General features: G+C 67.6%; 23 protein-coding genes. 10 read left to right on the forward strand and 13 right to left on the reverse strand.

From position 1 onward, the window contains the following. The first annotated feature begins 143 nt into the window (after positions 1-143). On the forward strand, positions 144-1,223 hold the full coding sequence (locus BM004_RS03745) for a purine-nucleoside phosphorylase (protein WP_093211345.1): 1,080 nt from the start codon (positions 144-146) through the stop codon (positions 1,221-1,223). A gap of 32 nt (positions 1,224-1,255) precedes the next feature. Here the strand turns inward: BM004_RS03745 and BM004_RS03750 are convergent, their stop codons facing one another. From BM004_RS03750 to BM004_RS03760, 3 genes are all read right to left on the reverse strand, one after another. Then, positions 1,256-1,963, reverse strand: coding sequence for a TIGR02117 family protein (locus tag BM004_RS03750; RefSeq protein WP_256219772.1), 708 nt, complete (start codon positions 1,961-1,963; stop codon positions 1,256-1,258). Continuing rightward, the gene (gene dinB, locus BM004_RS03755; RefSeq protein WP_256219807.1) at positions 1,963-3,150 is read right to left on the reverse strand and encodes a DNA polymerase IV; all 1,188 of its coding nucleotides are present in this window, start codon (positions 3,148-3,150) and stop codon (positions 1,963-1,965) included. The genes BM004_RS03750 and dinB overlap by 1 nt, the downstream gene beginning before the upstream one ends. A 129-nt stretch (positions 3,151-3,279) precedes the next feature. Then, positions 3,280-3,936, reverse strand: a complete 657-nt coding sequence (locus BM004_RS03760; RefSeq protein WP_256219773.1) for a YiiX family permuted papain-like enzyme — start codon at positions 3,934-3,936, stop codon at positions 3,280-3,282. Between the two features lie 64 nt (positions 3,937-4,000). Between BM004_RS03760 and BM004_RS03765 the strand changes: the two genes are divergently transcribed. Continuing rightward, the gene (locus BM004_RS03765) at positions 4,001-4,561 is read left to right on the forward strand and encodes a putative glycolipid-binding domain-containing protein (protein WP_093123805.1); all 561 of its coding nucleotides are present in this window, start codon (positions 4,001-4,003) and stop codon (positions 4,559-4,561) included. A gap of 24 nt (positions 4,562-4,585) precedes the next feature. Here the strand turns inward: BM004_RS03765 and BM004_RS03770 are convergent, their stop codons facing one another. Next, complete coding sequence (locus tag BM004_RS03770) at positions 4,586-5,617, reverse strand: Bug family tripartite tricarboxylate transporter substrate binding protein (RefSeq protein ID WP_093211351.1); 1,032 nt, start codon at positions 5,615-5,617, stop codon at positions 4,586-4,588. After that, a complete protein-coding gene (locus BM004_RS03775) occupies positions 5,614-6,543 on the reverse strand; it encodes a LysR substrate-binding domain-containing protein (RefSeq protein ID WP_093211353.1) in 930 nt (309 codons plus the stop codon). Before BM004_RS03775 ends, BM004_RS03770 begins: the two co-directional genes overlap by 4 nt. A gap of 131 nt (positions 6,544-6,674) precedes the next feature. Between BM004_RS03775 and BM004_RS03780 the strand changes: the two genes are divergently transcribed. The 4 genes from BM004_RS03780 (at position 6,675) to BM004_RS03795 (ending at position 12,321) form a co-directional block, all read left to right on the forward strand. After that, complete coding sequence (locus BM004_RS03780) at positions 6,675-9,335, forward strand: tannase/feruloyl esterase family alpha/beta hydrolase (protein WP_093211355.1); 2,661 nt, start codon at positions 6,675-6,677, stop codon at positions 9,333-9,335. Beyond that, positions 9,332-10,693: an alpha/beta hydrolase gene (locus BM004_RS03785; protein WP_093211357.1), complete on the forward strand. Its 1,362-nt coding sequence runs from the start codon at positions 9,332-9,334 to the stop codon at positions 10,691-10,693. The genes BM004_RS03780 and BM004_RS03785 overlap by 4 nt, the downstream gene beginning before the upstream one ends. Before the next feature lie 42 nt (positions 10,694-10,735). After that, a complete protein-coding gene (locus BM004_RS03790; protein ID WP_093211359.1) occupies positions 10,736-11,722 on the forward strand; it encodes a tripartite tricarboxylate transporter substrate-binding protein in 987 nt (328 codons plus the stop codon). Between the two features lie 155 nt (positions 11,723-11,877). After that, complete coding sequence (locus BM004_RS03795) at positions 11,878-12,321, forward strand: helix-turn-helix domain-containing protein (protein WP_093211361.1); 444 nt, start codon at positions 11,878-11,880, stop codon at positions 12,319-12,321. Positions 12,322-12,455: 134 nt separating this feature from the next. On the opposite strand, the gene BM004_RS03800 is transcribed toward BM004_RS03795, so the two are convergent. From BM004_RS03800 to BM004_RS03820, 5 genes are all read right to left on the reverse strand, one after another. Beyond that, positions 12,456-13,358, reverse strand: coding sequence for an EcsC family protein (locus BM004_RS03800; RefSeq protein ID WP_093211363.1), 903 nt, complete (start codon positions 13,356-13,358; stop codon positions 12,456-12,458). A 90-nt stretch (positions 13,359-13,448) separates the two neighbouring features. After that, entirely contained in the window at positions 13,449-14,039 is a 591-nt protein-coding gene (locus BM004_RS03805; protein WP_093123820.1) for a hypothetical protein, read from the reverse strand. Positions 14,040-14,115: 76 nt separating this feature from the next. Next, a complete protein-coding gene (locus BM004_RS03810; RefSeq protein ID WP_093211364.1) occupies positions 14,116-15,465 on the reverse strand; it encodes an MFS family transporter in 1,350 nt (449 codons plus the stop codon). A 109-nt stretch (positions 15,466-15,574) separates the two neighbouring features. Continuing rightward, a complete protein-coding gene (locus BM004_RS03815) occupies positions 15,575-16,732 on the reverse strand; it encodes an alpha-hydroxy acid oxidase (RefSeq protein WP_093123825.1) in 1,158 nt (385 codons plus the stop codon). A 211-nt stretch (positions 16,733-16,943) separates the two neighbouring features. Then, positions 16,944-17,828 (reverse strand): LysR substrate-binding domain-containing protein, encoded by an 885-nt coding sequence (locus BM004_RS03820; protein ID WP_093211366.1) that lies wholly within the window; start codon positions 17,826-17,828, stop codon positions 16,944-16,946. Positions 17,829-17,947: 119 nt separating this feature from the next. Between BM004_RS03820 and BM004_RS03825 the strand changes: the two genes are divergently transcribed. Further along, positions 17,948-19,609, forward strand: a complete 1,662-nt coding sequence (locus BM004_RS03825; RefSeq protein WP_093211368.1) for an L-lactate permease — start codon at positions 17,948-17,950, stop codon at positions 19,607-19,609. Between the two features lie 22 nt (positions 19,610-19,631). Here BM004_RS03825 and BM004_RS03830 read toward each other — a convergent pair whose 3' ends face one another. Further along, on the reverse strand, positions 19,632-20,225 hold the full coding sequence (locus tag BM004_RS03830; protein ID WP_093211370.1) for a TetR/AcrR family transcriptional regulator: 594 nt from the start codon (positions 20,223-20,225) through the stop codon (positions 19,632-19,634). Between the two features lie 109 nt (positions 20,226-20,334). Between BM004_RS03830 and BM004_RS03835 the strand changes: the two genes are divergently transcribed. Both BM004_RS03835 and cynS read left to right on the forward strand, forming a co-directional pair. Continuing rightward, a complete protein-coding gene (locus BM004_RS03835; RefSeq protein WP_093123835.1) occupies positions 20,335-20,760 on the forward strand; it encodes a nuclear transport factor 2 family protein in 426 nt (141 codons plus the stop codon). Between the two features lie 65 nt (positions 20,761-20,825). Continuing rightward, the gene (gene cynS, locus BM004_RS03840) at positions 20,826-21,269 is read left to right on the forward strand and encodes a cyanase (protein ID WP_093123838.1); all 444 of its coding nucleotides are present in this window, start codon (positions 20,826-20,828) and stop codon (positions 21,267-21,269) included. Here the strand turns inward: cynS and BM004_RS03845 are convergent. Continuing rightward, the gene (locus tag BM004_RS03845) at positions 21,263-22,021 is read right to left on the reverse strand and encodes an SDR family oxidoreductase (RefSeq protein ID WP_093211372.1); all 759 of its coding nucleotides are present in this window, start codon (positions 22,019-22,021) and stop codon (positions 21,263-21,265) included. The two genes, cynS and BM004_RS03845, sit on opposite strands and share 7 nt — an antisense overlap. Before the next feature lie 181 nt (positions 22,022-22,202). Then, entirely contained in the window at positions 22,203-22,574 is a 372-nt protein-coding gene (locus BM004_RS03850) for an Atu4866 domain-containing protein (protein WP_093211374.1), read from the reverse strand. A gap of 114 nt (positions 22,575-22,688) precedes the next feature. Here BM004_RS03850 and BM004_RS03855 point away from each other — a divergent pair, with 114 nt between their 5' ends. Continuing rightward, positions 22,689-24,440 carry a hypothetical protein gene (locus BM004_RS03855; RefSeq protein WP_143072403.1) on the forward strand — a complete coding sequence of 584 codons (1,752 nt, stop codon included), beginning with the start codon at positions 22,689-22,691 and terminating at the stop codon, positions 24,438-24,440. Positions 24,441-24,457: the final 17 nt, after the last annotated feature.

The raw sequence follows: 24,457 nt of genomic DNA on the forward strand, positions 1-24,457 counted from the left end.
CAGCGAGGTGAAGTGGGGGCGTTACACGGTGCTTTTGCCAGCGCCGACAATCGCGGGTTGTAGGACGCCGCAAGCGCCGGCGGTGCGCTGGGCGCGCTTGTTGCTCTGCCCCCGTGTCTTTTCCTTTTTCATCGAGTTCCAGAATGACTGCCTCCAAGCCCTCCCTTTTCACGGCCCGCTGGCTCGCGGCGCCCGCGGCCGCCTTGCTCTTCACGGCGTGCGCCTCGACCACCACGCCGACCACTTCTGGTGCATCGGCCCCGGCCGCTGCCGTGACCCCCGTCACCCCCGCCGCGCCCGTGAAGGTCAAGGTCTTCGTCGCCGCCATGTTCGAGATCGGCCAGAACACCGGTGACCGCGCCGGCGAGTTCCAGCACTGGTACGAGCGCTACTGGAAGGGCGCCAAGCCCATCGCCGTGCCCGGCGCGCTGCAGCCCGTGTACTGCAACGCCGACGGCGTGTGCGGCGCGGTGCTCGGCATGGGCAAGGTCAACTCGTCGTCGTCGATGCAGGCCATCCTGCTGAACCCGCAGTTCGATTTCTCGCAGAGCTACTACGTCATCTCGGGCGTGGCCGGCACGCCGCCTTCGCGCGGCACCATCGGCGAGGTGAGCTGGGCCACCTGGCTGGTCGACTACGACCTGGGCCACCGCTGGGCGCCCGAGGAGAACAAGGCCGGCGAGCCGACCTTCATGCCGCGCAAGGGCTACGAGGACTACCGCCGCTTCAAGCTCAACCCCGACCTCGTGACCTGGGCCATGAAGCTCTCGGCGGACACGCCGCTGAAGGACGCCGACTCGGCCCGCAAGTACCGCCTGCGCTATCCCGACGCCGCGGCGCGCCGCGCGCCCTTCGTCGGCACCGGCACGCACATGACCGGCGACACCTTCTTCCACGGCCCGGGCATGTCGAAGCAGGCGCAGTACATCGCCAGGCTGTACGGCGCCGACGACTACGTGATCACCGAGATGGAAGCCGCCGCCATCACTCTGGTGATCAAGCGCACGCACGGCACCGACCGCGTGATGAGCCTGCGCGGCGCCGTCAACTTCGACCAGGGCAGCCCGAAGGAAACCACGCTGCAGCACCTGGACCCGGCGCCGGGCGAGACGGCGGGCGGCTTTGCCGAGACGGTGGAGAACATCGAGCGCGTCGGCTCGCGCGTGGTCGACCACATCGTGGGCAACTGGCCGAAGTGGTCGGCGGGCGTGCCGAAGCCCTGACCCTGTTCAGGGCGCTCAGGCGCTGAGGCCCTTCAGGGCCGCCCCGGCACCAGGTGCCAGGTCACCGTGAAGTCGAACGGCGTCCAGCGGCTCGCGGGCAGGCCCGCCTGCCGCAGCCCGCGGCCGGTCCAGGTGTTGCAGGTCTCGAAGAGGTTGTAGCCGCCTTCGGCTTCGTAGAAGGCGTCCTGGCTGTCGTAGTGCGCGCCCGCGATGGGCGTGGCGCGGCCCTGCGGCAGGGCGGCGCGCACGTAGCCGGCAAGCTGCGCGTACTGCGCCTGCGACAGCGGCAGCCGGTATGCGCCGCGCGCCAGCTGGGCGCGCCGCAGGTAGCTCACGTGCATCAGCGCGCGGTTGCCGCCCGACAGCGCCCCGAAGGCGCGCGCCGCCGTCAGGTCGCCCCAGGTGGGCGTGTTCAGGTAGAACTCGCGGTCGCCCCAGCCGATGGCGACGAACTCGGCGTCGGGCGGCGGGGCCTTGAAGTCCTTCAGCGGGAACACCTGCAGCCAGTCGACCGTGGCCGAGCGGATGGGGAACACGTAGTCGGTGTGAACGCCGTTGCTCAGCACCCAGGCCTGCACGTCGGCGGGCGCGTCGTTCGATGGCGGGGTGCCGGTATGGGTGCTTGCGTTGGCCGGCCAGAACACCAGGGCACTGGCCGTGGCCACATAGAGGCCGACCAACGCGATCAGCCCCAGCAGCGTGAACGCGATGCGCAGGAGCCAGCGTTTGAGCATGGCCATCAGAACAGCGACGCCGTGGTCGCCACCGGCTCCGGGGCCGTGCGCTGCGCACCCGCAGGCGCCAGCGCCTCGGGGCTGCCCGCCTTCGCCAGCGCGCCCACGCGCACGCCCAGCAGCCGCAGCGGGCGCTCCAGCGGCACGCGCTTCAGGCACTGGCCGCCGGTCTGGCGGATGGTCTTCGCGTCGGCGGTGAAGCGGTCGATGGTCTGGTCGCGCGTGGCGATCCTGAAGTCGTCGTAGCGCAGCTTGATGCCGATGGTCTTGCCCACGTAGCCCTTGCGCTGCAGGTCTTCGGCCAGCTTCTCGCACAGCTGCGTGAAGATCGCGCCCAGCTCGGCGCGGTCGCGCACCGCGTGCAGGTCGCGCTCGAAGGTGGTCTCGCGGCTCATCGACACCGGCTCGCTCTCGGTCACCACGGGCCGGTTGTCGCGGCCCCAGGCCACCTCGTGCATCCACGCGCCGGTGGCCTTGCCGAAGTTGGCCACGAGCCAGTCGCGGTCGTGCGCCGCCAGCTGGCCCACGGTCTCGATGCCGAAGCGCTTGAGCTTCTCGTCGGCCTTGGGGCCGATGCCGTTCACCTTGCGGCAGGGCAGGGGCCAGATGCGCGTCTCGAGGTCGTCCTCGTACACCACCGAGATGCCGTTGGGCTTCTCGAATTCGCTCGCCATCTTGGCGATGAGTTTGTTGGGCGCCACGCCGATCGAGCAGGTCAGGCCGGTGGCGTCGAGGATGGCCTTCTGGATGAGCCGCGCCAGCGAGCGCCCGCCGTCGCGCTGGCCGCCGGGCACGTCGGTGAAGTCGATGTACACCTCGTCCACGCCGCGGTCTTCCATGAGCGGCGCCACCTCCAGGATGACCTGCTTGAAGGCGCGCGAATAGCGCCGGTACTCGTCGAAGTCCACCGGCAGGATGATGGCCTGCGGGCACAGCTTGGCGGCCTTCATGAGGCCCATGGCCGAGCCCACGCCGAACTGGCGCGCCGGGTAGGTGGCGGTGGTGATCACGCCGCGGCCGGTGTAGTCCTTCAGCAGCGGGAACGAGCCGACCGGAATGTCGGCCAGCGTGCCGCCCTCGGGCAGGTCGCGGATGGCCTCGTCCACGCGCCGCCGTCCGCCGCCGATCACCACCGGCAGGCCCTTGAGCTGCGGATAGCGCAGCAGCTCGACCGAGCCGTAGAAGGCGTCCATGTCGAGGTGCGCGATGCGGCGGATCGGCGGTTTCGGGGTCTGGGAACTCACGGCCACAATTGTCTCCCGGCCGGGCCGCCTTCGCCCGTTGGGGGGCGTTCGCTCAGCTGCCCGCCAGGGGGCATTCGTTCAGCGCGTTTCGACGGTCCTGAGCAACGGCGAGTCGAACATCGCCACCGGGGAGATCACCGGCTCGTCCATCGGCACCTTGTCGCCGTAGCGTTCGCGCATCTTGGCGCGCACGGCCGGGTCGTTCAGGTTGAACTCGCGGATCTTCTGCAGCTCGCCGATGCGTACGCCCAGCGCGCGCTGGTAGAGCTTCCACACGAGCTCGGAGCAGTAGATGCGCTTGTCCGACCACTCGAAGGTCAGGTCGTAGGGGCGGCCTTCGAAGTCGGAGGTGCCCGCGCGCAACCGGGCCACCGCGCCGGGTGTCAGCAGCGTGTCGGCATTGCGCAGCCGCTTGGCCACGTAGTGCCCGCCGCTGCCGCGCGCCGCCCATTGCGCCAGCGGCGTGTAGCGCACGGTCTGTACCGCCTCGAACACATAGGGCTTGCCGTTGCGCAGCAGCACGATGCCCATGTGGCTGTAGCGCGAGCCGGTGGCGCGCTGCACGGCCACGCTCTGCGCGGAACGCGAGGTGTGGAAGACGATGTCGCCGTCCTTCAGCGAGTCCGTGGCGCGCGCGGCGTGTACAGCGGGTGCGGCCTGGGCGGCCGAGATGGCGCTCCCCACTGCCAGCAGGGCGGCCAGAAGTGCCAGCGATGCGGCGGAATGGTCTTTCATGATGCGGGGCATTTTGCGCGATGCCGCTTGCACACCGCCGCATGCCGGTGCCATCATGCGCGCCATGCAAACCGTCGCCTCCATCCTCTGGCGCAGGCTCGATGCACCGGGTCATGACGCCTGCCGTCTTGAACGCAATGCCTCGGCCTGGCAGCTCGACGGTGCCACCGTGTTCCGCCTGGAAGACGGCCGCATCGCCCAGCTGCACTATCGCGTGCGCTGCGACCTGCTGTGGCACACACAGTGGGGCACGGTGCGCGGCTGGCTCGGCGGCGCGGCGGTCGACCTGTCGATTGCCCGCGACGCGCGCGGCCACTGGAAGCTCAACGACGAGGCGGTGGCCGACCTGTCGCACTGCGTGGACCTCGACCTGGGCTTCACGCCCGCCACCAACCTGCTGCAGCTGCGCCGGCTCAACCTCTCGAAGGGCGAGAGCGCCGACGCGCCGGCCGCGTGGGTCGACCTGGACGGCGGAGTGCTGAGCGAACTGGCGCAGCGCTACGAGCGGCGCAGCGACAGCGAATACGCCTACGAGGCCAAGCGCTTCGACTACGCGGCCACGCTGAGCGTGACCGAAGACGGCTTCGTGCGCGACTACCCGCGGCTGTGGGTGGCCGAGAAGTAGGTTGCCGGAACGCGCAACGGCCGGTCAGTCGAACTGCGACCGGTCGCCCGCCACCAGTTCGCGGTTGCGCCGCCGGTCGGCCGCGATCTCGCGCGCGAAGTCTTCGGTGCTGCCGCCGGCCGGCAGGTTGTAGGCCTCGCGCAGGCGCGCGCGCACCGTGTCGCCGGCCAGCACGCGGTTGATCTCCGCGTTGAGGCGCTGCACCACCGCCGCCGGCGTGCGGGCGGGCGCGAAGAAGCCGAAGAGCGAATCGCGGTTGGCCTTCTCGAAGCCCAGCTCCGCCAGCGTGGGCACCGCCGGCAGCGCCTCGATGCGCGTGCGCGCGCCTACCGCCAGCGCCTGCAGGCGCCCGCCCTCGATGTACTGCAGCTGCTGCGCCGCCACGTTGGTCGACAGCACCTCGAACTGCCCGCTCAGCGCGTCGTTGACCTGCGGACCGCCGCCCTGGTAGGGAATGTGCGTGATGCCGGTGCGGCTTTGCATGCGCACCTGCGCCAGCACCATGTGGCCGATGGTGGCCACGCCCGAGGTGGCCCAGCGCACCGCGCCCGGCTCCCGGCGCGCCTGCGCGATCAGCTCGCCGAAGCCGCGGCCGGTGAAGGCCGGCGTGCCCACCACCAGCACCGGCGTGCGCATCACGCTGGCCACGGGCACCACGGCGCGCAGCGGGTCGTAGGACACGCGCGCAATCAGCGGGTGCAGCGTGAGCGGGCTGATGGCCGAGAAGGCCAGCGTGTGGCCGTCGGGCGCCGAGCGCGAGAGCGCGTCCATGCCCAGGCTGCCGCCCGCGCCCGGCCGGTTCTCGATCAGCACCGGCACGCCCAGCGACTGCGCCAGCGGCTCGGCCAGCACGCGCGCCATGCCGTCGCTCACGCCGCCGGGCGGGTACACCACCAGAAGACGCAGCGGCCGGTTCGGCCAAAGCCCGTCGGCCGATGTGGGTGTGGGTGCGGATGTGGATGCGGGCGCAGCCCGCAGCAGGCGCGGCGCCGCGCACGCGGCCGCCAGCGCGCCGCCGGCAAGCCGGATGAAGTGGCGACGCCCGGGCAATCTCATGACGCGGGATTCTGGGCGGCCAATTGGCGCAGCAATGTGGCGAAGTGTTGCGCGGGCAGGTTGTCTTCTTCCGCGCGCGACACCAGCGTCAGCGGCGCGTCGAGCTGCCCGCCGTCGGCCAGCCGCGCATAGGCGATGGCGTGCGCGTGCACGCCGGTCATGGAGGCCGGCACCACCGACAGGCCGACACCCGCGGCCACGAGGTTCAGGTTGGTCATCATGCGATCGACTTCGGCCACCACGCGCGGGCGCAGGCCCTTGGCGTGGCACAGCGCGAGCAGGTCGGCATAGAGGCCGGGCGCGCCCGGGCGCCGCACGAGGATGATGCCTTCCTCGCACAGCTTCGCCAGCGGCAACGGGCGCGAGGCCTTGCCCCGCTGGCCGAAGGACGCGGCAAGGCGATGGTCGCTGGGCATGGCCGCCCACACCGGTTCGCGCAGCAGCGTCTCGAACACCAGCCCGTCGGGCCGCGCCACCGGCACGCGCAGCAGCCCGCAATGCAGGCGGCCCGCCGACAGCGCCTCGGTGAGCTCGGCCGCGTTGTCCTCGCGCAGCTGCAGCTCCACGGCGGGGTAGGCGCGGCGGAACGCGCGCAGCGCCTCGGGCATGAAGCGGTGCGCCGCGGCCGAGCTGGTGAAGCCCACCGCCAGCGTGCCGGCCTGCCCGTTGGCCACGCGCGCCATGCGCTGCTTCATGGCGTCCATGTCCTGCAGCATGCGCAGCGCCTCCACCTGGAACAGCCGGCCCGCGTCGGTGAGCGCCACGCCGCGCGGATGGCGGCGAAACAGCAGCGTGCCCAGCTCGCGCTCCAGCGACTTGATCTGCAGGCTCAGCGGCGGCTGCTGGATGCCCAGCTGCTCCGCGGCGCGCGTCATATGGCCGGTTTCGGCCACCGCGGAGAAGTACCTCAGTGCACGGATGTCCATCTGTCTCTCATATGTTTTTTATATCGAAAGTGCTGCTTTATTTTATTTGACCCGAAGTCACTCGTGAACCTATCGTCCGCCCGCCCACTAGAAAAAGCGGCCCATCGAGGCCGCATCAAGGAGACAAACCCATGCGCACACCGCGCCCTGCATCGATGGTTCGCGCCTGCCGCTGGTTCGGCATGGCGCTCGGCATTCCAATGGTCCTGGCCGCCTGTGGCGGGGGCGGGGAAGGAGGAGCCGTCTCCACGCCTTCCGGCAGCGGCAACCCCGCGCCTGCGACCATACAGCCTGTCGTGGCCTGCGCCGACCTCGCGGGCAAGAGCCTGCCAGCCTCGCTCATCAGCCTGCCCACGCAGGGCGCCACCGTCACCAGCGCCACGCCCGTGGCTGCTTTGGACGCAGGCAACACCCTTGGCGACTACTGCCGCGTGCGCGGCACGATTCAGCCAGTGGACGCGGGAGCGTCGGTCATCAACTTCGCGGTGAACCTGCCCGAGCAGTGGAACCGCAAGACCATCCACTTCGGCGGCGGCGGCTTCGACGGCGTGCTCATCAACGGCACCGAGGTCATCCGCTTCGGCCCGGCCGGCAAGCCGGCGCCGCTGGCGCTCGGCTATGCCACCTACGGCGACGACTCGGGCCACCAGTCGGGCAGCATCACCGACGGCAAGTTCGCGGCCAACGACGAGCAGCTCGCCAACTACGGAGGCCTCTCGCTCAAGAAGACGCGCGACGTGGCGCAGGCGCTGGTGCTCGCGCGCTATGGCATGGCGCCCAGGCACGCCTACTTCCTCGGCACCTCGACAGGCGGGCGCGACGCACTCGGCTACATCCAGCGCTGGCCGGAAGACTACGACGGCGTGATCGCCAACGAGCCTGCGCTCAACTACACGGGCACCCGGCTGTCGAACGTGGCCGTGGGCCGCGCGCTCTACAACAACGGTGCGGAGGGCTGGCTGAGCCTGACAAAGACGCTGCTGGTACAGAAGACCGTGATGCAGGCCTGCGACAAGCTGGACGGCGCGGCCGACAGCATCGTGAGCAACGTGGAGAGCTGCCGGCAGCTGAACACGCAGATCCTTGCCTCGCTGCGCTGCCCGGGCGGAGCGGACACGGGCGACGCCTGCCTTTCGGACGCGCAGCTTGTCACCGTGCGCACCATCGAATCGCCGCTGGACTTCACCACCTATTCGCTGGCCAACGGTGTGAAGCGCGCAGGCGGCTACAACCTGCTCGAAGGCGCACTGGTGGCGGGCCCGTACACCTCGCGAGACCTGGGCACGCGCAAGGTGCCGGGCAACCCGGCCACGTCGTCGGACGCCAACATGTACGTCACCGGCGACCAATGGGTGAAGTACTTCGTCACACGGGTCGGCGCCTTCGACACCCTGACCTTCGACCCGCTCGACCCCGGCGCGTATGCCGCCCGCGTGACCGAGGTCTCGAACCTCACCGATGCGACCAACCCGAACCTCGCGCCGTTCTTCGCGCACGGCGGCCGGCTCATCCTGCTGCACGGCCTGGCCGACGAAGTGATCAGCCCGAACTCGACCATCGACTACTACAAGCAGCTCATTGCCACGCTCGGCCAGGCCACGGTCGAACAGAACGTGCGCTTCTACACCGTGCCCGGCATGGGCCATGGCACCGGAAGCTTCATTCCCAACTGGGACTCGCTCGCGGCGCTGGAAGGCTGGGTCGAGGGCGGCCTCGCGCCCGCCACAGGGGTGGCGGTTGATGCGGTGGCGGGTACCTACGGGCGCACGAGGCCGCTGTGCCAGTTTCCGTCGTGGCCCAAGTACCGCGGCAGCGGCAGCCTGGACGCGGCCGTCAACTACAGCTGCGTGACTGAGGTCGGCGACCCGCTGGCTTGCCCGAACCTGCCAGCGGCCGTGACGAACTACAAGGGCGGCAACAGTTTCGGCGAGGAACTGCGCGTGCAGATCGACCCCGCCACCATGGCCTACACCGTGACCATCGATGCCACGCTGTTGCGCACCGTGGGCACGCAGCGCAGCGGCACGCTGGTGGCCGAGGGCAACTGCAGCTACGCCAGCAGCGAGAGCGGGGCAGTGTTCAGTTTCGCGGCCGGTGGCGTGATCTCGGGCGGTGTGAACGCGCCCAGCGGTGGTGGCTTTGCGCCCCTGCTGGCATTCCAGAAAACGTTCGAGAACATCGCGACCCCGGGCGTCTTCAATCCCGTGGCTTTGATCTTCAACGCCGTGGGCGTGAAACAGGGCGGGGGCGCTCCCGAGGCGTACTCGGCATCGGGACGGCTACGCAACGCGGGCACTTTCCAGTATTGCCGCGACGCGGTCACGAACAGCTTCATGACCTACGACCAGACTTGCGCTCAGACCGAGAAAGGTTCCATCACCTACAACACGGCGCATGGCGCGTTCGACGTGCTTGCCACCGGCGGCGCGGTTACCGGCTCGATGGTCATCGGCATGGTCAACGCCGTGCCCGTGCCGCTTCACTTGGTGCGGGAGTCGCCCACCAGCACGGGCATGCGCCTGCTCGCGCCGCAGCAGAGCTTGATGGCCGGCGCGGCCGATGGCAGCTATGCGCTGGTCAGTGTCAAGGTCGAGAACCACGATGCCACAGTGGCCGGTACCGGCTTCAATCTGGGTGGCACGCCCGCCGTGTTGAGCTACGACGCGCCCGTGCTCGGCGCGGTGCAGGCCGACGCGGGCCGCCCGGGCAATTTCATCTTCAACAGCGGCGTCCTCGGCTTCGTTTCCAGTTCAGGAGCGAACGCGGCGCTGGAATTCGGAGTACGCCATTGAAAAAAAAACTGACCCATCTTGCGGCCTTCGCGCTGATCGGCGCGGCGCCGATGTTGTCCGCGCACGCCGCACCGGCCACCGCGCCGAAGCCCGCGACCTGCCCGTCCCCCGTGCCCGAGGCCGCGCGCTGCTACACCGGTGAAGACGGCAGCGGCGCGCTCTACTGGATCGCCATTCCGAAGGACTGGTCCAGGGATGGCAAGGGTGTGCTCGTCATGCACGCCCACGGCGGCCCCGAGAGCGGCCCGCCCAAGCTCGAGCGCAGCGAGGAGGACCTGAAGCGCTGGGCCGTCACCGTGAAGGCCGGCTACGCCTGGGCCGGTTCCACCTACCGCCGCGGCGGCTACGGCGTGACCATGGCCGCGGAAGACACCGAGCGCCTGCGCCAGGTCTTCGTGCGCTACTTCGGCCAGCCGCGGCGCACGCTGCTGCACGGGCAGAGCTACGGCGCGGGCGTGGCGGCGAAGGCGGCCGAGCTGTACGCCCCCGCGGGCGGTGCAAAGAGCCCGTACGACGGCCTCATGCTCACCAGCGGCGTGCTCGGCGGCGGCAACAGCGCCTACGACTTCCGGCTCGACCTGCGCGTGGTCTACCAGTACGTCTGCCACAACCATCCGCGCCCCGACGAGCCGCAGTACCCGCTGTGGATGGGCCTGCCGCTCGATGCGAAGCTCTCGCGCGCCGAGCTCGCCGCGCGCGTCAAGGAATGCACCGGCGTCGGCCTGCCCGCCGCACAGCGCACGCCCGAGCAGGCGGCGCGCCTGAAGACCATCCTGTCGGTCGTGAAGATCCAGGAGCGCTCGCTGCTCGGCCACCTCGGCTGGGCGACCTGGCTGTTCCAGGACCTCGTGCAGAAGCGCCTGGGCGGGCGCAACCCCTTCGGCAACATCGGCGTGGTGTATGCCGGCTCGGCCGACGATGCGGCGCTCAATGCCGGCGTGGCGCGCTACGCGGCCGACCCGCAGGCCAAGGGCGCCCTCGCCGCAGACAGCCAGCCCACCGGCCGCACCGCGCTGCCCACCGTGGGCCTGCACGCCATCGACGACCCGACGGCCTTCGTCGAGCTCGAGAACTCCTACCGCCGCATCCGCGACGCGGCCGGCACCGGCGAGCTGCTGGTGCAGAGCTTCAGCACCGAGCACGAGCACAGCTACCTGAGCGATTCGGAATACCCCGCGCTCTTTGCCTCGCTGCTCGACTGGATCGACAAGGGCGAGAAGCCCACGCCCGAAGGCCTCGCGCAACGCTGCAAGGCGCTGATGCCGCGCTTCGACACCGACGGCAAGAACGGCTGCCACATCAAGCCCGGGTGGCAGCCGCCCGCACTCGAAACCCGCGTGCCTTCGCGCGCACCCTGATTCCATCCTGCCTTCAACCCTACGGAAAATTACGGAGACTCCATGAAGAAACTGTTCGCCCTCGCAGCCGTCGCCGCTGCAGCCATGGGCGCCACCTGCGCGCAGGCCCAGGACTTCCCGGGCAGCAAGCCCGTGACCATCGTCGTGCCGTTCGCGGCCGGCGGCCCGACCGACCGCGTGGCGCGCGACCTGGCCGAGGCGCTGCGCAAGCCGCTGGGCGGCAACACCGTCATCATCGACAACGTGCCCGGCGCGGGCAGCTCCATCGGCGCGGCCAAGGTGGCGCGAGCCGCACCCGACGGCTACACGCTGCTGCTGAACCACATCGCGATGGCCACCGTGCCCAGCCTGGTGCGCAACGTGCCGTTCAAGGTCGAGACCGACTTCGAGTACCTGGGCATCGTCAACGACGTGCCCATGACGCTCATCTCCAAGCCCGGCATTCCCGCCACCAACTACAAGGAACTGGCCGGCTGGATCGCCGCCAACAAGGGCAAGATCAACATCGGCAATGCGGGCGTGGGCTCGGCCTCGCACCTGTGCGGCCTGCTGTACCAGAGCGCCACCAAAACCGAGATGACGCCCGTGCCCTACAAGGGCACGGCGCCCGCCATCACCGACCTGATCGGCGGGCAGATCGACCTGCTGTGCGACCAGACCACCAACACCACGCCGCAGATCCAGGCCGGCAAGGTGAAAGCCTTTGCAGTGACCACGCCCAAGCGGCTCGCGCTGCCGATGCTGAAAGACCTGCCCACGCTCGACGAAGCAGGGCTGAAGAACTTCCAGGTGACGATCTGGCACGGCCTCTATGCGCCCAAGGGCACGCCCGCGCCGGTGCTGAAGAAGCTGAACGACGCCATGAAGGCGGCGCTCAAAGACCCGGACTTCATTCACCGCGAGGAACTGCTCGGCGCCGTGGTGGCCACCGACGGCCGCATCGAACCCGCGGGCCACAAGAAGTTCGTGATCGACGAAATCGCCAAGTGGACGCCGATCATCAAGGCGGCCGGCGTGTACGCCGACTGAGCCGCTCAGCCCATCGTCGACAGTTCGCGCGTGGGCTTGCAAGAAGGCCCGCGCGCGAAATGCATGGCCCCTTTGTAATCAAAAGATTCAAATTTGATGACGGGGCAATTCAGTATTCTTTTCGGATGTTTACATTTGCTGGGCACAATGCCGGCATGCCAAACATTGCGTCAATCCTTAAGTCTGAAATCTCGCGTGTCGCCCGCAAGGAAGTCCGCGCTGAAATCGAAACCCTCAAGAAAGCCTCCGTGCATCACCGCACGGCCATCGCGGCATTGCGCCGTCAGGTGAGCGCGCTGGAAAAGGAACTGCGCAACGTGGCCAAGGGCAGCGCCCGCAGTGCACGTGCCTCGAGCGCATCCGACGAATCGGGCGACGGTGAGACGAAGCGACGCTTCAGCGCGGGCCGGCTGGCTTCGCACCGCACCAAGTTGGGTATTTCCGCGGCGTCTTACGGCAAGCTGGTGGGCGTGTCGGGGCAGACGATCTACCACTGGGAGCAGGGCAAGGCGCGGCCAAGGGCCGCGCAATTGGAAAGCCTGGCTTCCGTGCGGGGGCTGGGGAAAGTGGAAGTGGCGCAGCGGTTGGGGGCTGAATAAGCAGCGCCCAATGGTTGGCCGTGCGGCCTTTGGTTTGGCCTTTCGGTTTGAGCGCTTCATGAAATGGAGCGGCTCTTTCACCAATTCCACACGCCTGCTTTCGTTACGGCCGATTTGCCGGCGGCACGGTGCGGCTACGCTGCTTTTTTCAGATCCACGTCGGGGAACTCGGCATCGAATGTTTCCGCCGGCTTCACCGCCGCATCGATGACATTGGCGCCGTGCTTCTGGGCGAGGAAGCGTTCGCGATAGAGCTGGTATGCCGCGTCACATACCTTTGAAGTGAAGTACGCATTGAAACCGCCGCCGACCGCGGCACCGACCACGGGAATGGCCTGGGCAAGTTTCGCTTTGGTCAAACGGATGCCGAGTGCTTTGGCGATCTCCTGGACCAGCTTCACGAAGACGTTCTTTTCCAACTCATTCCACGTGACTTTCTTTGCCACGTCCTGGGCCAGCCGGACCAGCTGAGACATTGCAAGGGCTTTGGATGCATCGGTCGGCGAAGAAGCGAATCCCAGCGTGTTCAGTGCAAACAGCCGTTCTTCCTGGCGTGTCGTGTCAAACCCGTAGTACGCCGCGTATTCGCCCACTGCGCGCAGATTGAGTGCGATCAACGCTGGGATATCGACGACCAGACCCACCGCACCTGCTGCCCCCGCGCTCGCGCCTTCGGCGGCGGCGATGCCTTTGTACTTCGCCGCGAGCCAGCCGACGACCTTGTCGACATCTTCCAGAGGCAGATCGGCGATATCCGCATGTGATTTGACGCCCTCGTGTCCGGCCTTGCGAAACTCTTCAAAGATGGCTTCTGGCCGAACGCTCCATTGAGCGGCATCGTTGCAAAGGGTGGTCAGTCCTTGAACGGACTTCTTGATGACCGTGCCCACGCCCGGTGTATCGAGCAAGAAGTCTCCCGCCTTGTCCAACGGTCGGTTGAGCAACTGCAACTTCTTGCCCAACCATCCGACCGATGGATGCTTCCAGTCATGGATTTGCTTCAGCGCAATAAGGTCGTAAGAGGGGAGATTGGACATGGTCAGCACTGAAATCAGCGTTGGTAAAAATTGAAACGTGTTCTCACGCGGAACTCACGCGTTCGGCCTTGATGAAGCGCCGGTGGCTGCTTACTCGTCACCCACGAGTTCCCCGCGATACGCCTCCATCGGCCCCTTCACCGCGGCACTCACCTGCTCGGCAAATTCCTTCACCGGCGCCCACTTGTGCCCCCGTCCATCGAGCGACAGGTCATAGGCCCGCTGCAGGTGCGCCAGCAGCTTGCGCGACGAAGCCTGTGCCACGAGCAGTGCGTCGATCGCGCGCTGCGTGTCGAAGCGCAGATGGTCGACGGTTGCCAATGCCGACGTGATGCCTTCGGCTTCGAGGGAAAGGTGCAGCAGGTCGAGCGCGCTCTCGTCGGCGTGCGACTTGACCTTCTCCGCCATCTTGTAGACCGCGTCGATCAGCAGCAGCGCGCTCTGGTGCTGCGAACGGCGCGCCGCGGCGGTCGCTTCGACCTGGCGCAGTATCTCGAGCCGGTGCTGCCGCTGCACGGCCCACAGGCCCAGCGCGATGGCGGCGATGGCGCCGAAGGCCTGCGCCCAGGCGGCCCAGTCCCCGGGCGTCACGGGCGGGTAGGCCGCGAAGATGCCGATCAACGTGCCGCAAATGAGTACGGCGGCGCCATACACCGCCGCGCTTTCCAGCTTTGACTTCATGCCTCGATCCTTTGAGGCCGGAAGTATCTCCGCCACCCGGGCGTTTGAATTGCCCGAACAGAGGGGCTTAACCCGCTCAGTGGTCGTGATGCAGGTAGCTGGCCTGGCGCGGCAGCCGCAGGCTGACCAGGAACGCGATGACCATCATGGCGCTCACGTACCAGAAGAACGCCGACTCGTGCCCCAGCGACTTCAGGCCCAGCGCCACGTACTCCGCCGAGCCGCCGAAGATGGCATTGGCCACGGCATAGGCCAGCCCCACGCCCAGCGCGCGCACTTCGGGCGGGAACATCTCGGCCTTCACGATGCCGCTGATCGAGGTGTAGAAGCTCACGATGGCCAGCGCCACGATGATGAGCACGAAGGCCAGCACGGGACTGGTGGTGTGCTGCAAGGCCGTGAGGATGGGCACGGTGGCCAGCGTCCCCAGGCCGCCGAACAGCAGCATGTTGTTGCGCCGCCCGATGCGGTCCGACAAGGCACCGAACACCGGCTGCATGCACATGTAGACGAACAGCGCGCCGGTCATCACGTAGCTGGCGGTCTTGATCGGCAGGTGCACGGTGTTCACCAGGTACTTCTGCATGTAGGTGGTGAAGGTGTAGAAGATCAGCGAGCCGCCGGCCGTGTAGCCCAGCACGGTCAGAAAGGCGGGCGTGTGGTGCTTGAAGAGCCCGGCCATGCTGCCGGCTTCCTTGTTGGCCTTGGCCTCGGCGGTCTGGGTCTCATGCAGCGTGCGGCGCAGCAGCAGCGCCACCACGGCGGCAATGGCGCCGATGACGAACGGAATGCGCCAGCCCCAGGCCTTGAGTTCGGTTTCGGTCAGCAGCTGTTCGAGCACCACGATGACCAGCACTGCGAGCAGCTGCCCGCCGATGAGCGTCACATACTGGAACGACGAGAAGAAGCCGCGCTGGCCGCGCAGCGCCACCTCGCTCATGTAGGTGGCGGTGGTGCCGTATTCGCCGCCCACCGACAGGCCCTGGAACAGCCGGCACATCAGCAGCAGGAAGGGTGCCCACGCGCCGATCTGCGCGTAGGTCGGCAAGAAGGCGATGACCAGCGAGCCGCCGCACATCATGGTGACCGAGATGAGCATCGAGGTCTTGCGCCCGAGCCGGTCGGCCACGCGGCCGAAGAGCCAGCCGCCGATGGGCCGCATGAGAAAGCCCGCCGCGAACACGCCGGCGGTGTTCAGCAGCTGCGCGGTGGGGTCCGACTTGGGGAAGAAGGCCGGCGCGAAGTACAGCGCCGAGAACGCATACACGTAGAAGTCGAACCACTCGACCAGGTTGCCCGACGAGGCCGCCATGATCGCGAAGACGCGGTGGCGTTTTTCTTCGGCGGTGTAGTGCGGCGCAGACTCCGGCTGCGGGAGGGACGAGGAGGCCGCTGGGCCTCCCGAAGTAGGCGTGACTGCGCTCATGGTGCCTTCTTGTGCCGTGCGGCAATGTTGTTGTTGCCAAAACATTCTGCGCCGCCACAAGGGTGCGGCGTGTCAGCCGGCACCGCATCAGCCTACCTCCGAAGTGGCCTTAGAAGGTGCCGGGAAGGAGGATGCTCGAGTCGACCTCGTCGATCTGCGTGCGGCCGCAGAAGGCCATGGTGATGTCGAGTTCCTTGCGGATGATTTCCAGCGCGCGCGTCACGCCCTCTTGCCCGTGGGCGCCCAGGCCGTACAGAAAGCTGCGGCCGATGAGCGTGCCGCGCGCGCCCAGTGCGCGGGCCTTGAGCACGTCCTGCCCGCTGCGGATGCCGCCGTCCATCCACACCTCGATCTCGGTGCCCACGGCATCGACGATGGCGGGCAGCGCCGCGATGGAAGAGGGCGCGCCGTCGAGCTGGCGCCCGCCGTGGTTCGACACGATGAGCGCGTCGGCGCCGCTGGAGGCCGCGAGGCGCGCGTCTTCCACGTCCATCACGCCCTTCAGGATGAGCTTGCCGCCCCAGAGCTTCTTGATCCACTCCACGTCGGCCCAGCTCAGTGCGGGGTCGAACTGCTCGGCGGTCCACGACGACAGCGACGACAGGTCCTTCACACCCTTGGCGTGGCCCGCGATGTTGCCGAAGGTGCGGCGCTTGGTGCCCAGCATGCCCATGCACCAGCGCGGCTTGGTGGCCAGGTCGATGAGGTTCTTCAGCGTGGGCTTGGGCGGCGCGGTGAGGCCGTTCTTGATGTCCTTGTGGCGCTGGCCAAGAATCTGCAGGTCGAGCGTGAGCTGCAGCGCGGTCACGTTGGCGGCCTTGGCGCGTTCGATCAGGCGTTCGATGAAGTCGCGGTCCTTCATGACGTACAGCTGGAACCAGAACGGGTGGCGGTCGGTGTTCTCGGCAATGTCCTCCAGCGAGCAGATGCTCATGGTGGACAGCGTGAACGGAATGCCGAAGGCCTTGGCCGCGCGGGCGCCGAGGATCTCGCCGTCGGCGTGCTGCATGCCGGTGAGGCCGGTGGGCGCAATGGCCACGGGCATGGCGGTTTCCTGGCCGACCATGGTGGTGCGCAGCGAGCGGCCTTCCATGTTCACGGCCACGCGCTGGCGCAGCTTGATCTTCTGGAAGTCGCTTTCGTTGGCGCGGTAGGTACCCTCGGTCCAGGCGCCGGAGTCGGCGTAGTCGTAGAACATCTTGGGCACGCGGCGCTTGGCGATCACCCGCAGGTCTTCGATGCTGGTGATCTTGGAAAGGTCGGACACGGGCTTGTCTCCTGGCTGGTCTTGGTGGGAAGGCGGGGGCGAACCGGCCATTATCCGCAGGCACCTTCGGCGGCCATCTGAAAAAAGCGTGGCCGGCAACTGAAATAAATTCAGTCCCGCCGATCGGTGACTGGCCGGCCACTGACCGGTCCCCGATCGGCCCCTCATCGGCCCCTCATCGGCCCTTCATCGGCCCCCTATCGGTCCCCGGTCAATCCCGCAGCGCCTCGCGCAGCCACTCCACGAAGGTCGCGCACTCCCATCGCTCCATGGCCCCTGGCCGCCAGCACAGGAAGTAGGCGTTGGGCGAGGGCACGCTGCGCGGCGACAGCCGCACCAGCCGGCCGTTGTCGAGCCAGGCGCTGCCCAGGCGCAGGTGCATTAGCACCACGCCGAAGTCTTCGGCCGCCGCGTCCAGCGCCAGTCCCAGGTCGTTGAACTGGTGGCCCGTGGCCGGCTCTGGCAGGCCCACGCCGCAGGCCTTGAACCAGGTGCGCCACGACTCCAGCGGCGTGCGCAGCAACTGCGCGCGCGACACCTCGGCGTCGGTGGCAAAGCCGTCGAACGGGCCGTGGCGCCGCAGGTAGGCCGGGCTGCACACGGGCGAGACCTCGTCGGCCAGCAGCTGGAAAGACTCGCGGTCGTGAAACGGCCCGGTGCCGAAGCGCAGCTCGATGTCGGCCTCTTCCACCGTGGTGTTGCGCACCGGCGCGGTCACCTGCAGCATCAGCTCGATGTTCGGGTAGGCGTCGCGAAAGCGCGCGAGCCGCGGCAGCAGCATCTGGCGCGAGAAGGTGGGCGTGACGGCCACGCGCAGCCGGCGCACCTGCGAGGGGGGCTCGCGCCCGGGCACTTGCTGCAGCGCCGCAATGGCTTCGCGCACGCGGGCCAGGTAGGCCATGCCGTCGGCGCTCAGGCTGAAGTCGCTGCCCGCGAAGAACTTCAGGCCCAGCAGCAGCTCGAGCTGGCGGATGCGGTGGCTCACCGCGCTGGGCGTCACGCTGAGCTCCTCGGCGGCCAGGTTCACGCTGCGCAGCCGCGCGAGGGCCTCGAAGGCCTGCAGGCCCTGGGTCGAGGGGAGACGCGGAGAAACCATCTTTTGTTGGCGAAAGTAGCGGGGTAGGATGGTATCGAACGCTCTCGGTCTCTCGTGGCGGACTCTCATTGCCTCGGGTCACCGGCTCAAAAAGATTCCAACAAAGAGGAGACAAGCGCATGGTCTGGCAACAGGTTTACAACCCGTTCGGCAACATGATCGTATCGACGGCCCTGGCCGCGATACCGGTGGTGGTGATGCTGGTGTCTCTGGGGCTGCTTCACGTCAAGGCGCACTACGCGGCGGGGCTGGGCCTCCTGAGCGCGGTGGCCATCGCGGTGTTCGCCTTCGGCATGCCGGCCGACATGGCGGGCAAGGCGGCCTTCCTGGGGGGCATCACCGGCTTGCTGCCCATCGGCTGGATCGTGCTGAACATCATCTTCCTGCAGCAGCTCACGCAGCAGAACGGCAGCTTCCAGGTGCTGCAGGATTCCATCGCGGGCATCACCGAAGACCGGCGCCTGCAGCTGCTGCTCATCGCCTTCGCGTTCGGTGCGTTCTTCGAGGGCGCGGCGGGCTTCGGCACGCCGGTGGCGGTCACGGCGGCCATCCTCATCGGGCTGGGCTTCTCGCCGCTTGCGGCCTCGGGGCTCTCGCTCATCGCCAACACGGCGCCGGTGGCCTTCGGCGCGCTGGGCACGCCGGTCATCACGCTGGCCAAGGTGCACGGCTACGACCTCATGGCGGTCACCGCGATGATCGGGCGGCAGCTGCCGTTCTTCTCGCTGCTGGTGCCGTTCTGGCTCATCTGGGCCTTCGCGGGGCGCAAGGGAATGATGGAGGTGTGGCCCGCCATTCTGGTGACGGGCGTGTCGTTCGCCGTTCCGCAGTTCCTGGTGTCGAACTTCATCGGGCCGGAGCTTGTGGACATCATCGCGGCCATCGTGTCGATGGTGTGCCTGGTGCTGTTCCTGCGCGTGTGGAAGCCGAAGAAGATCTGGACCTCGGTGTCGCTCAAGGGGCACGAGGCCGACGGCGGCGAGGCCGGCCCGGCCACCGCGCCCGCGAAGCACCCGAGCGCCGCCGTCATCCGCGCGTGGACGCCGTGGCTCATCCTCACCGTGTTCGTGTTCATCTGGGGCCTGCCCGCGGTGAAGACCTGGCTCAACGGCATCTTCGCGCCGAGCTTCCCCATCGACGGGCTGCACAACATGATCGAGAAGGTGGCGCCGGTGGTGCCCAAGCCCACGAAGGAGGGCGCGGTGTACCAGTTGCTGCTGCTCTCGGCCACGGGCACCGGCATCCTGCTGTCGGCCATCGTGGGCGGGCTGGTCATGAAGTACAACCCGGTGCAGCTCGTGGCCGCCTACGGCCGCACGCTGTGGCTGGTGAAGTTCTCGCTGCTCACCATCATGCTGATGCTCGCGCTGGGCACGCTCACGCGCTACTCCGGCCTGGACACCACGCTGGGCCTGGCCTTTGCCAACACCGGCATGTTCTATCCGTTCTTCGGCACGCTGATGGGCTGGCTGGGCGTGGCGCTCACGGGGTCCGACACCGCATCGAACGTGCTCTTCGGCGGCATGCAGAAGGTGGCGGCCGACCAGCTCGGCCTGAGCCCCAACCTCATGGGCGCGGCCAACAGCTCGGGCGGCGTGATGGGCAAGATGATCGATGCGCAGTCGATCGTGGTGGCCTCCACCGCCACGCGCTGGTTCAATCACGAAGGCGAAATTCTTCGCTACGTGTTCTTCCACTCGATCGCGCTGGCCTGCCTGGTGGGCTTCTACGTGACCTTGCAGGCCTATGTGTGGCCGTTCACGCTGATGGTGGTGAAGTAGCCACCCACGACGCCGACGTTGTTCACGCCGACAACGCCGCCCCCAGCGCCTGAAGCAGCCGGCGCAGGTCGTCCACCGCCTCCTGCGCCTGCGCGCCGCCCATCTGCGCCTTGACGATGGCGCCGTCCACGCCCAGCCCGGCCGCCTGTGCAATGGCCATGCGCCGCGGTCCGTCGAGCCGCTCCGGCAGCAGGCCGGCAATGACCTCGACCATCTCGCGCTTGTGCTCGCGCGCGATGTCGCTCGCGCCGGCCACGCTCGCACCTACTTCGACCACCGAATTGATGAACGCGCAGCCGCGAAACACCGGGTCCGAGAACCACTCGGCCATGGCGTCGGCCAGCACCGGCAGCGCCTGCGCGTCGCCGATGCGCTGCTGCGCGCCGCGCCGTCCCAGCGCATCGACGAACCACGCCATCCACAGGCCGTGGCGGTGCTCGAGAAAGGCGCGCACCAGGTCGTCCTTCGACGGGAAGTGCCGGTAGAACGTGACCTTGGTGACGCCCGATGCCGCAATCACGCGGTCGACACCCGTGGCGCGAATGCCGTCGGCATAGAAGAGGTCGTGCGCGGTGAGCAGGATGCGCTCGCGCGCGGGCAGGGTGGAGATGTCCATGCCGCGATTGTAGGCATGTAGACAGACCTGTCTACATGTGGCACATTGCGGCGCATTCCCCGAACTGCTCCGGCGGTTCACCGTTTCCCCACTTCACCGAAAGACCCTCATGGAATCCCGTCCCCCGCTGCCGCCCTTCACCCTCGAGTCGGCCCTGAAGAAAGTCCAGGCCGCCGAAGACGCCTGGAACTCGCGCGACCCCGTGCGCGTGAGCCTGGCCTACACGCCCGACACCGAGTGGCGCAACCGCGCCGACTTCGTCAACGGCCGCGAGCAGGTGGTCGAGTTCCTGTCGCGCAAGTGGGTGCGCGAGCTCGACTACCGCTTGAAGAAGGAGCTGTGGGCCTTCATGGACAACCGCATCGCGGTGCGCTTCGAGTACGAGTGGCACGACGACGCGGGCCAGTGGTACCGCAGCCATGGCAACGAGAACTGGGAGTTCGCCGAGAACGGCCTGATGCAACGGCGCTTCGCGAGCATCAACGACCAGCCCATCGCGGAGGCCGGCCGCAAGTTCCACTGGGCGCGCGGCTGAGCCATGCGGCACACACCGAATGGGCACAGCAGTTGCTTGGCTGAGCCCTTTCAACAGGAGACCGCATGAACCGCAACGACGTCACCGAGAAGATCATCACCGTCAAGGTGAGCAAGGGCATCCAGTGGGCCGACGTGGCCAGGAAGGTCGGCCTCTCCAAGGAGTGGACCACCGCCGCCTGCCTGGGCCAGATGACGCTCGACGACAAGCAGGCCAAGGTCATCGGCAAGATCTTCGGCCTCACCGCGGAGGAGCAGAAGTGGCTGCAGGTGGTGCCCTACAAGGGCTCGCTGCCCACGCCCGTGCCGACCGACCCGCTCATCTACCGCTGGTACGAGGTGGTGAGCGTGTACGGCACCACCATCAAGGAGCTGATCCATGAGGAGTTCGGCGACGGCATCATGAGCGCCATCGACTTCAGCATGGACATCCAGCGCCAGGCCGACCCCAAGGGCGACCGCGTCAACGTGGTGCTGTCGGGCAAGTTCCTGCCCTACAAGACCTACTGAACGTACTCGGTGGGGTGCGGCCGGTGCCTGGGCGACGGGCGCAGCGCGCCTGCGGTGATGCCGTAGCCCTCGATGGCCCCGGCGATCGAACGGGCCACCGCATCCACCGGCATCGCGAGGCGGCGGTTCGTGCGCATGCGCTCGCGGCAGTAGCTGGCCGCGATGCGTTCGGCCAGCGGATCGCTCGGGCCGTTCACGTCGGGGCTCACCACCGTCACGTGCAGGCGGCCGGCATGCTCCTGGCGCAGGCCTTCGGAGATCGCGTTCACCGCGTACTGCGTGCCGTGGTACACGGCCGAGCTCGGCAGCACGCCCTGCATGGCCACCGGCGCCACGTTCACGATGTGGCCCCAGCCCTGCTCCTGCATCGCCGGCAGCACGGCCGCAATGCCGAGCAGCACGCCGCGCAGGTTCACGTCGATCATGAGTTCCCACTCCTCGACCTTGCGGTTCCACAGCGGCGACATCGGCATCACCCCCGCCGCGTTCACCAGCACGTCGATCTGCTCGTGCGTCTCGAGGGCGAACTCGGCAAAGGCCTCCATGTCGGGGCGGTGCGTCACGTCGAGCCGCTGGAAGCTCGCGGTGCCGCCGGTGGCTTCGATCTCGGCCACCAGCGCCGCGAGCCGGTCGGTGCGCCGTGCACCCAGCACCACCTTGGCACCGCGCCGCGCAAGCAGCCGCGCGGTCGCTTCGCCGATGCCGCTGCTCGCGCCGGTGATGAGAACGACTTTTTCCTGGATTGCGCTCATTTGAAAACTCCTCGTGCTGGTCGGTTGCCGTGGGGCGCACACAGAAGAGGGTGCACCGGGCATGGAAAGAAGTGTCTCGCGTCAGGGGCTCGAAGCGGTATCCGGATCGAACGGGGTTTTTGCCTGATCCTGCAAAAGGTGTGGTCGGCCGGCGCCGCCGATCGGCGCGCATCAACGCGAATCAGCGCGGGTGAGTGCTTTCGGTTTCGCGGTAGAGCACCATGCCGGCGTGGTGCAGCACGCCGTCGCGAAAGTCGCCGTCGGCGGTGAAGCCGGTGTCGTCGACGTAGTCGATGTGGTTGCCGGTGAGCATGTAGCGGCCCTGGTAGGCGCTCTGGCGCGTGCCGCGCGCTTCGTCGTAGCGGCCACCGGCAAGCAGCTCGTGGCGAATGTGACCGTCTCGTGTCACCCACATGCCGACGCAGCGGTTGGGGTCGTTCAGCAGCCGGGGCTGTTGCGCCTGGGCATGCGACGGCCCCGGCGGGATGGCAAGGGACAGCGACAGCGTGGAGATCGCGGCGAGCGCGCCGCGGCGGTGTGCGGTGGTGTTCATGGGAGCGCCTGGGTTCGTGAATGGAGCGTCCATTCTTGAAAAAGGCGCGGGCGGGGCGTTAGCCGCTTCGTGCGAGTTTCTTGCCTGATTCCCCGGCGTTGACTGGCCGACGCTGTGATTCAATTCCTCGGTTTGAACCTCTTCTTGAAATCCATGGTTGCTCGATTGACTCTGCACCGCCGGGGCGTGCTTGCATGGCCGTTGGCCGCGTTCTTGAGGATCTCTGGCGCAGCACCCGCAACGCCCGGCTCACCGGAAAATGAGGTGGCTGCCCTGGCACGGGAAGCCGCCAGCTTTGCTGATGCCGACCTGCGCCGGCTGATCTGGCGGTTCTGCATTTTTGATATTCCAGAGGCATCCGCGCTGCTCGACAGGCTCTATCCACCTTCGCTGTCAGGCGCTGAAGCAATGCAGCGCGACAACCTTCGTGCCAGCTTGCGAGCGGCAGCCCTCGTGCGAAAGGCCTTGCAAAAACCATCGGCCGCGGCGGACCTTTCGCCCGGAGCCCTCGGGCTGTCCGATGGGGCATCGGCTGCCTCGCCGCAGGCAATGCCTGTCCTGCTGAAAGTCCTTGAGCAACTGGACGACCTGCAGATGGGCCCCTCGGGCTTCTGGGCCGAGCCTTCGCCAGCGAGCGAGCGCGCGAGCAGGTCGCTTGAGCCGAGCACGCCGAGGAAGCCCAACGCCACGCGCGCTGCGATCGTGCAGCTCATGAAGACGAGCGTGGAAACCGGTGTGCTGCAACGCCAACAGAACCTGTATGCGGTGCAGATCGCCAATTTCGCGGCACAGCTCGGCGAAGTGGCTTTGACCAGAACGGCGCTGAAGGCGGCGGCCTTCAACTGGACCTTTTACAAGGGGCCTCCTGCCGACCTCGCCAACGACATGAGCTACGCGGGTCTGACTTACCTCACGGTCGGCGATCTGGAAGGTGCGATCGGCATGCTGGACGCACTGCCCGACTTCCGGATCAAGTTTTCGCTCTGGAGCGGTGTCGTCATGCTCGAGATCAAGCAGAAGGGCGCTGCCGTCGGCTTCAAGAGGCTGCGCGTGCTCGAAGCTGCAACGATCGCTCAACTCGCAGGCGATGAGGTCACGGCCGTGAATGCCATCACCACGCTTGCAGCGATTCGACGATCCGCCGGCGACGATCAGGGCGCTCTCGACCTGGCTCGACGAGCGGTTGTGCAGTTCGACGCGCAAGCATCGCGTGGACTCTATGGCTTTGCCATGCTGTCCGTCCTCTTCCATGATCTCGGTGATCGCGATGCTGCCCGCGCGCTGTGCCTTCGCGGCCACGAACTCTACCGACTTGCACCAAAGGCCAAGGCGGCTCGGGGCAAGAGTGAGAACCCCTTGCCTGCCGGTTACGTTCAAAGCAGTCCCGCGTTCCAGTCCGACCATTGCTACCTGGCGTTTGCTGCCTATTGGTCGGGCTTGGGCGAGATCTTTGCGGATATCGCGGCGAAGGTGCCGCCTGAAAACCGCGAGGTGTTCTGGATCTGGTTCGTGCTGCTGGCCACCGACCTTTCGAAGGCAAGCCCTGCCGATGAGGCGGCGGTGCGCGGTGGCGGCGCGGGCGTCTGGACGACAGTGATTCGGCGGTCCCTCGTCCTGGGAAAAAATGCGCAGGCAGCGTCCCTGTTACCAGAAGCAATAGAAGCGATCGCAAGTTCGAACGACCCTCGCCGGTTCATCGACCTCGGCTCGATGGCCACGTTGGCCAGGCGAAAGCAACTTCCCCGGTTTGCGGACCAGGCATTCGCGCGTGCGAAACAGTCGGCCGGGCAAATCGCCATTCCATTCGCTCGCGTAGACGCGTTGCTGAGCCTGGCCGTAGCAAAGCGCAATGCGGAGCGCCGCTGAGCCTTGAGTCGACCCGG

Source organism: Variovorax sp. OK212, from assembly GCF_900112425.1.
GTDB lineage: Bacteria > Pseudomonadota > Gammaproteobacteria > Burkholderiales > Burkholderiaceae_C > Variovorax.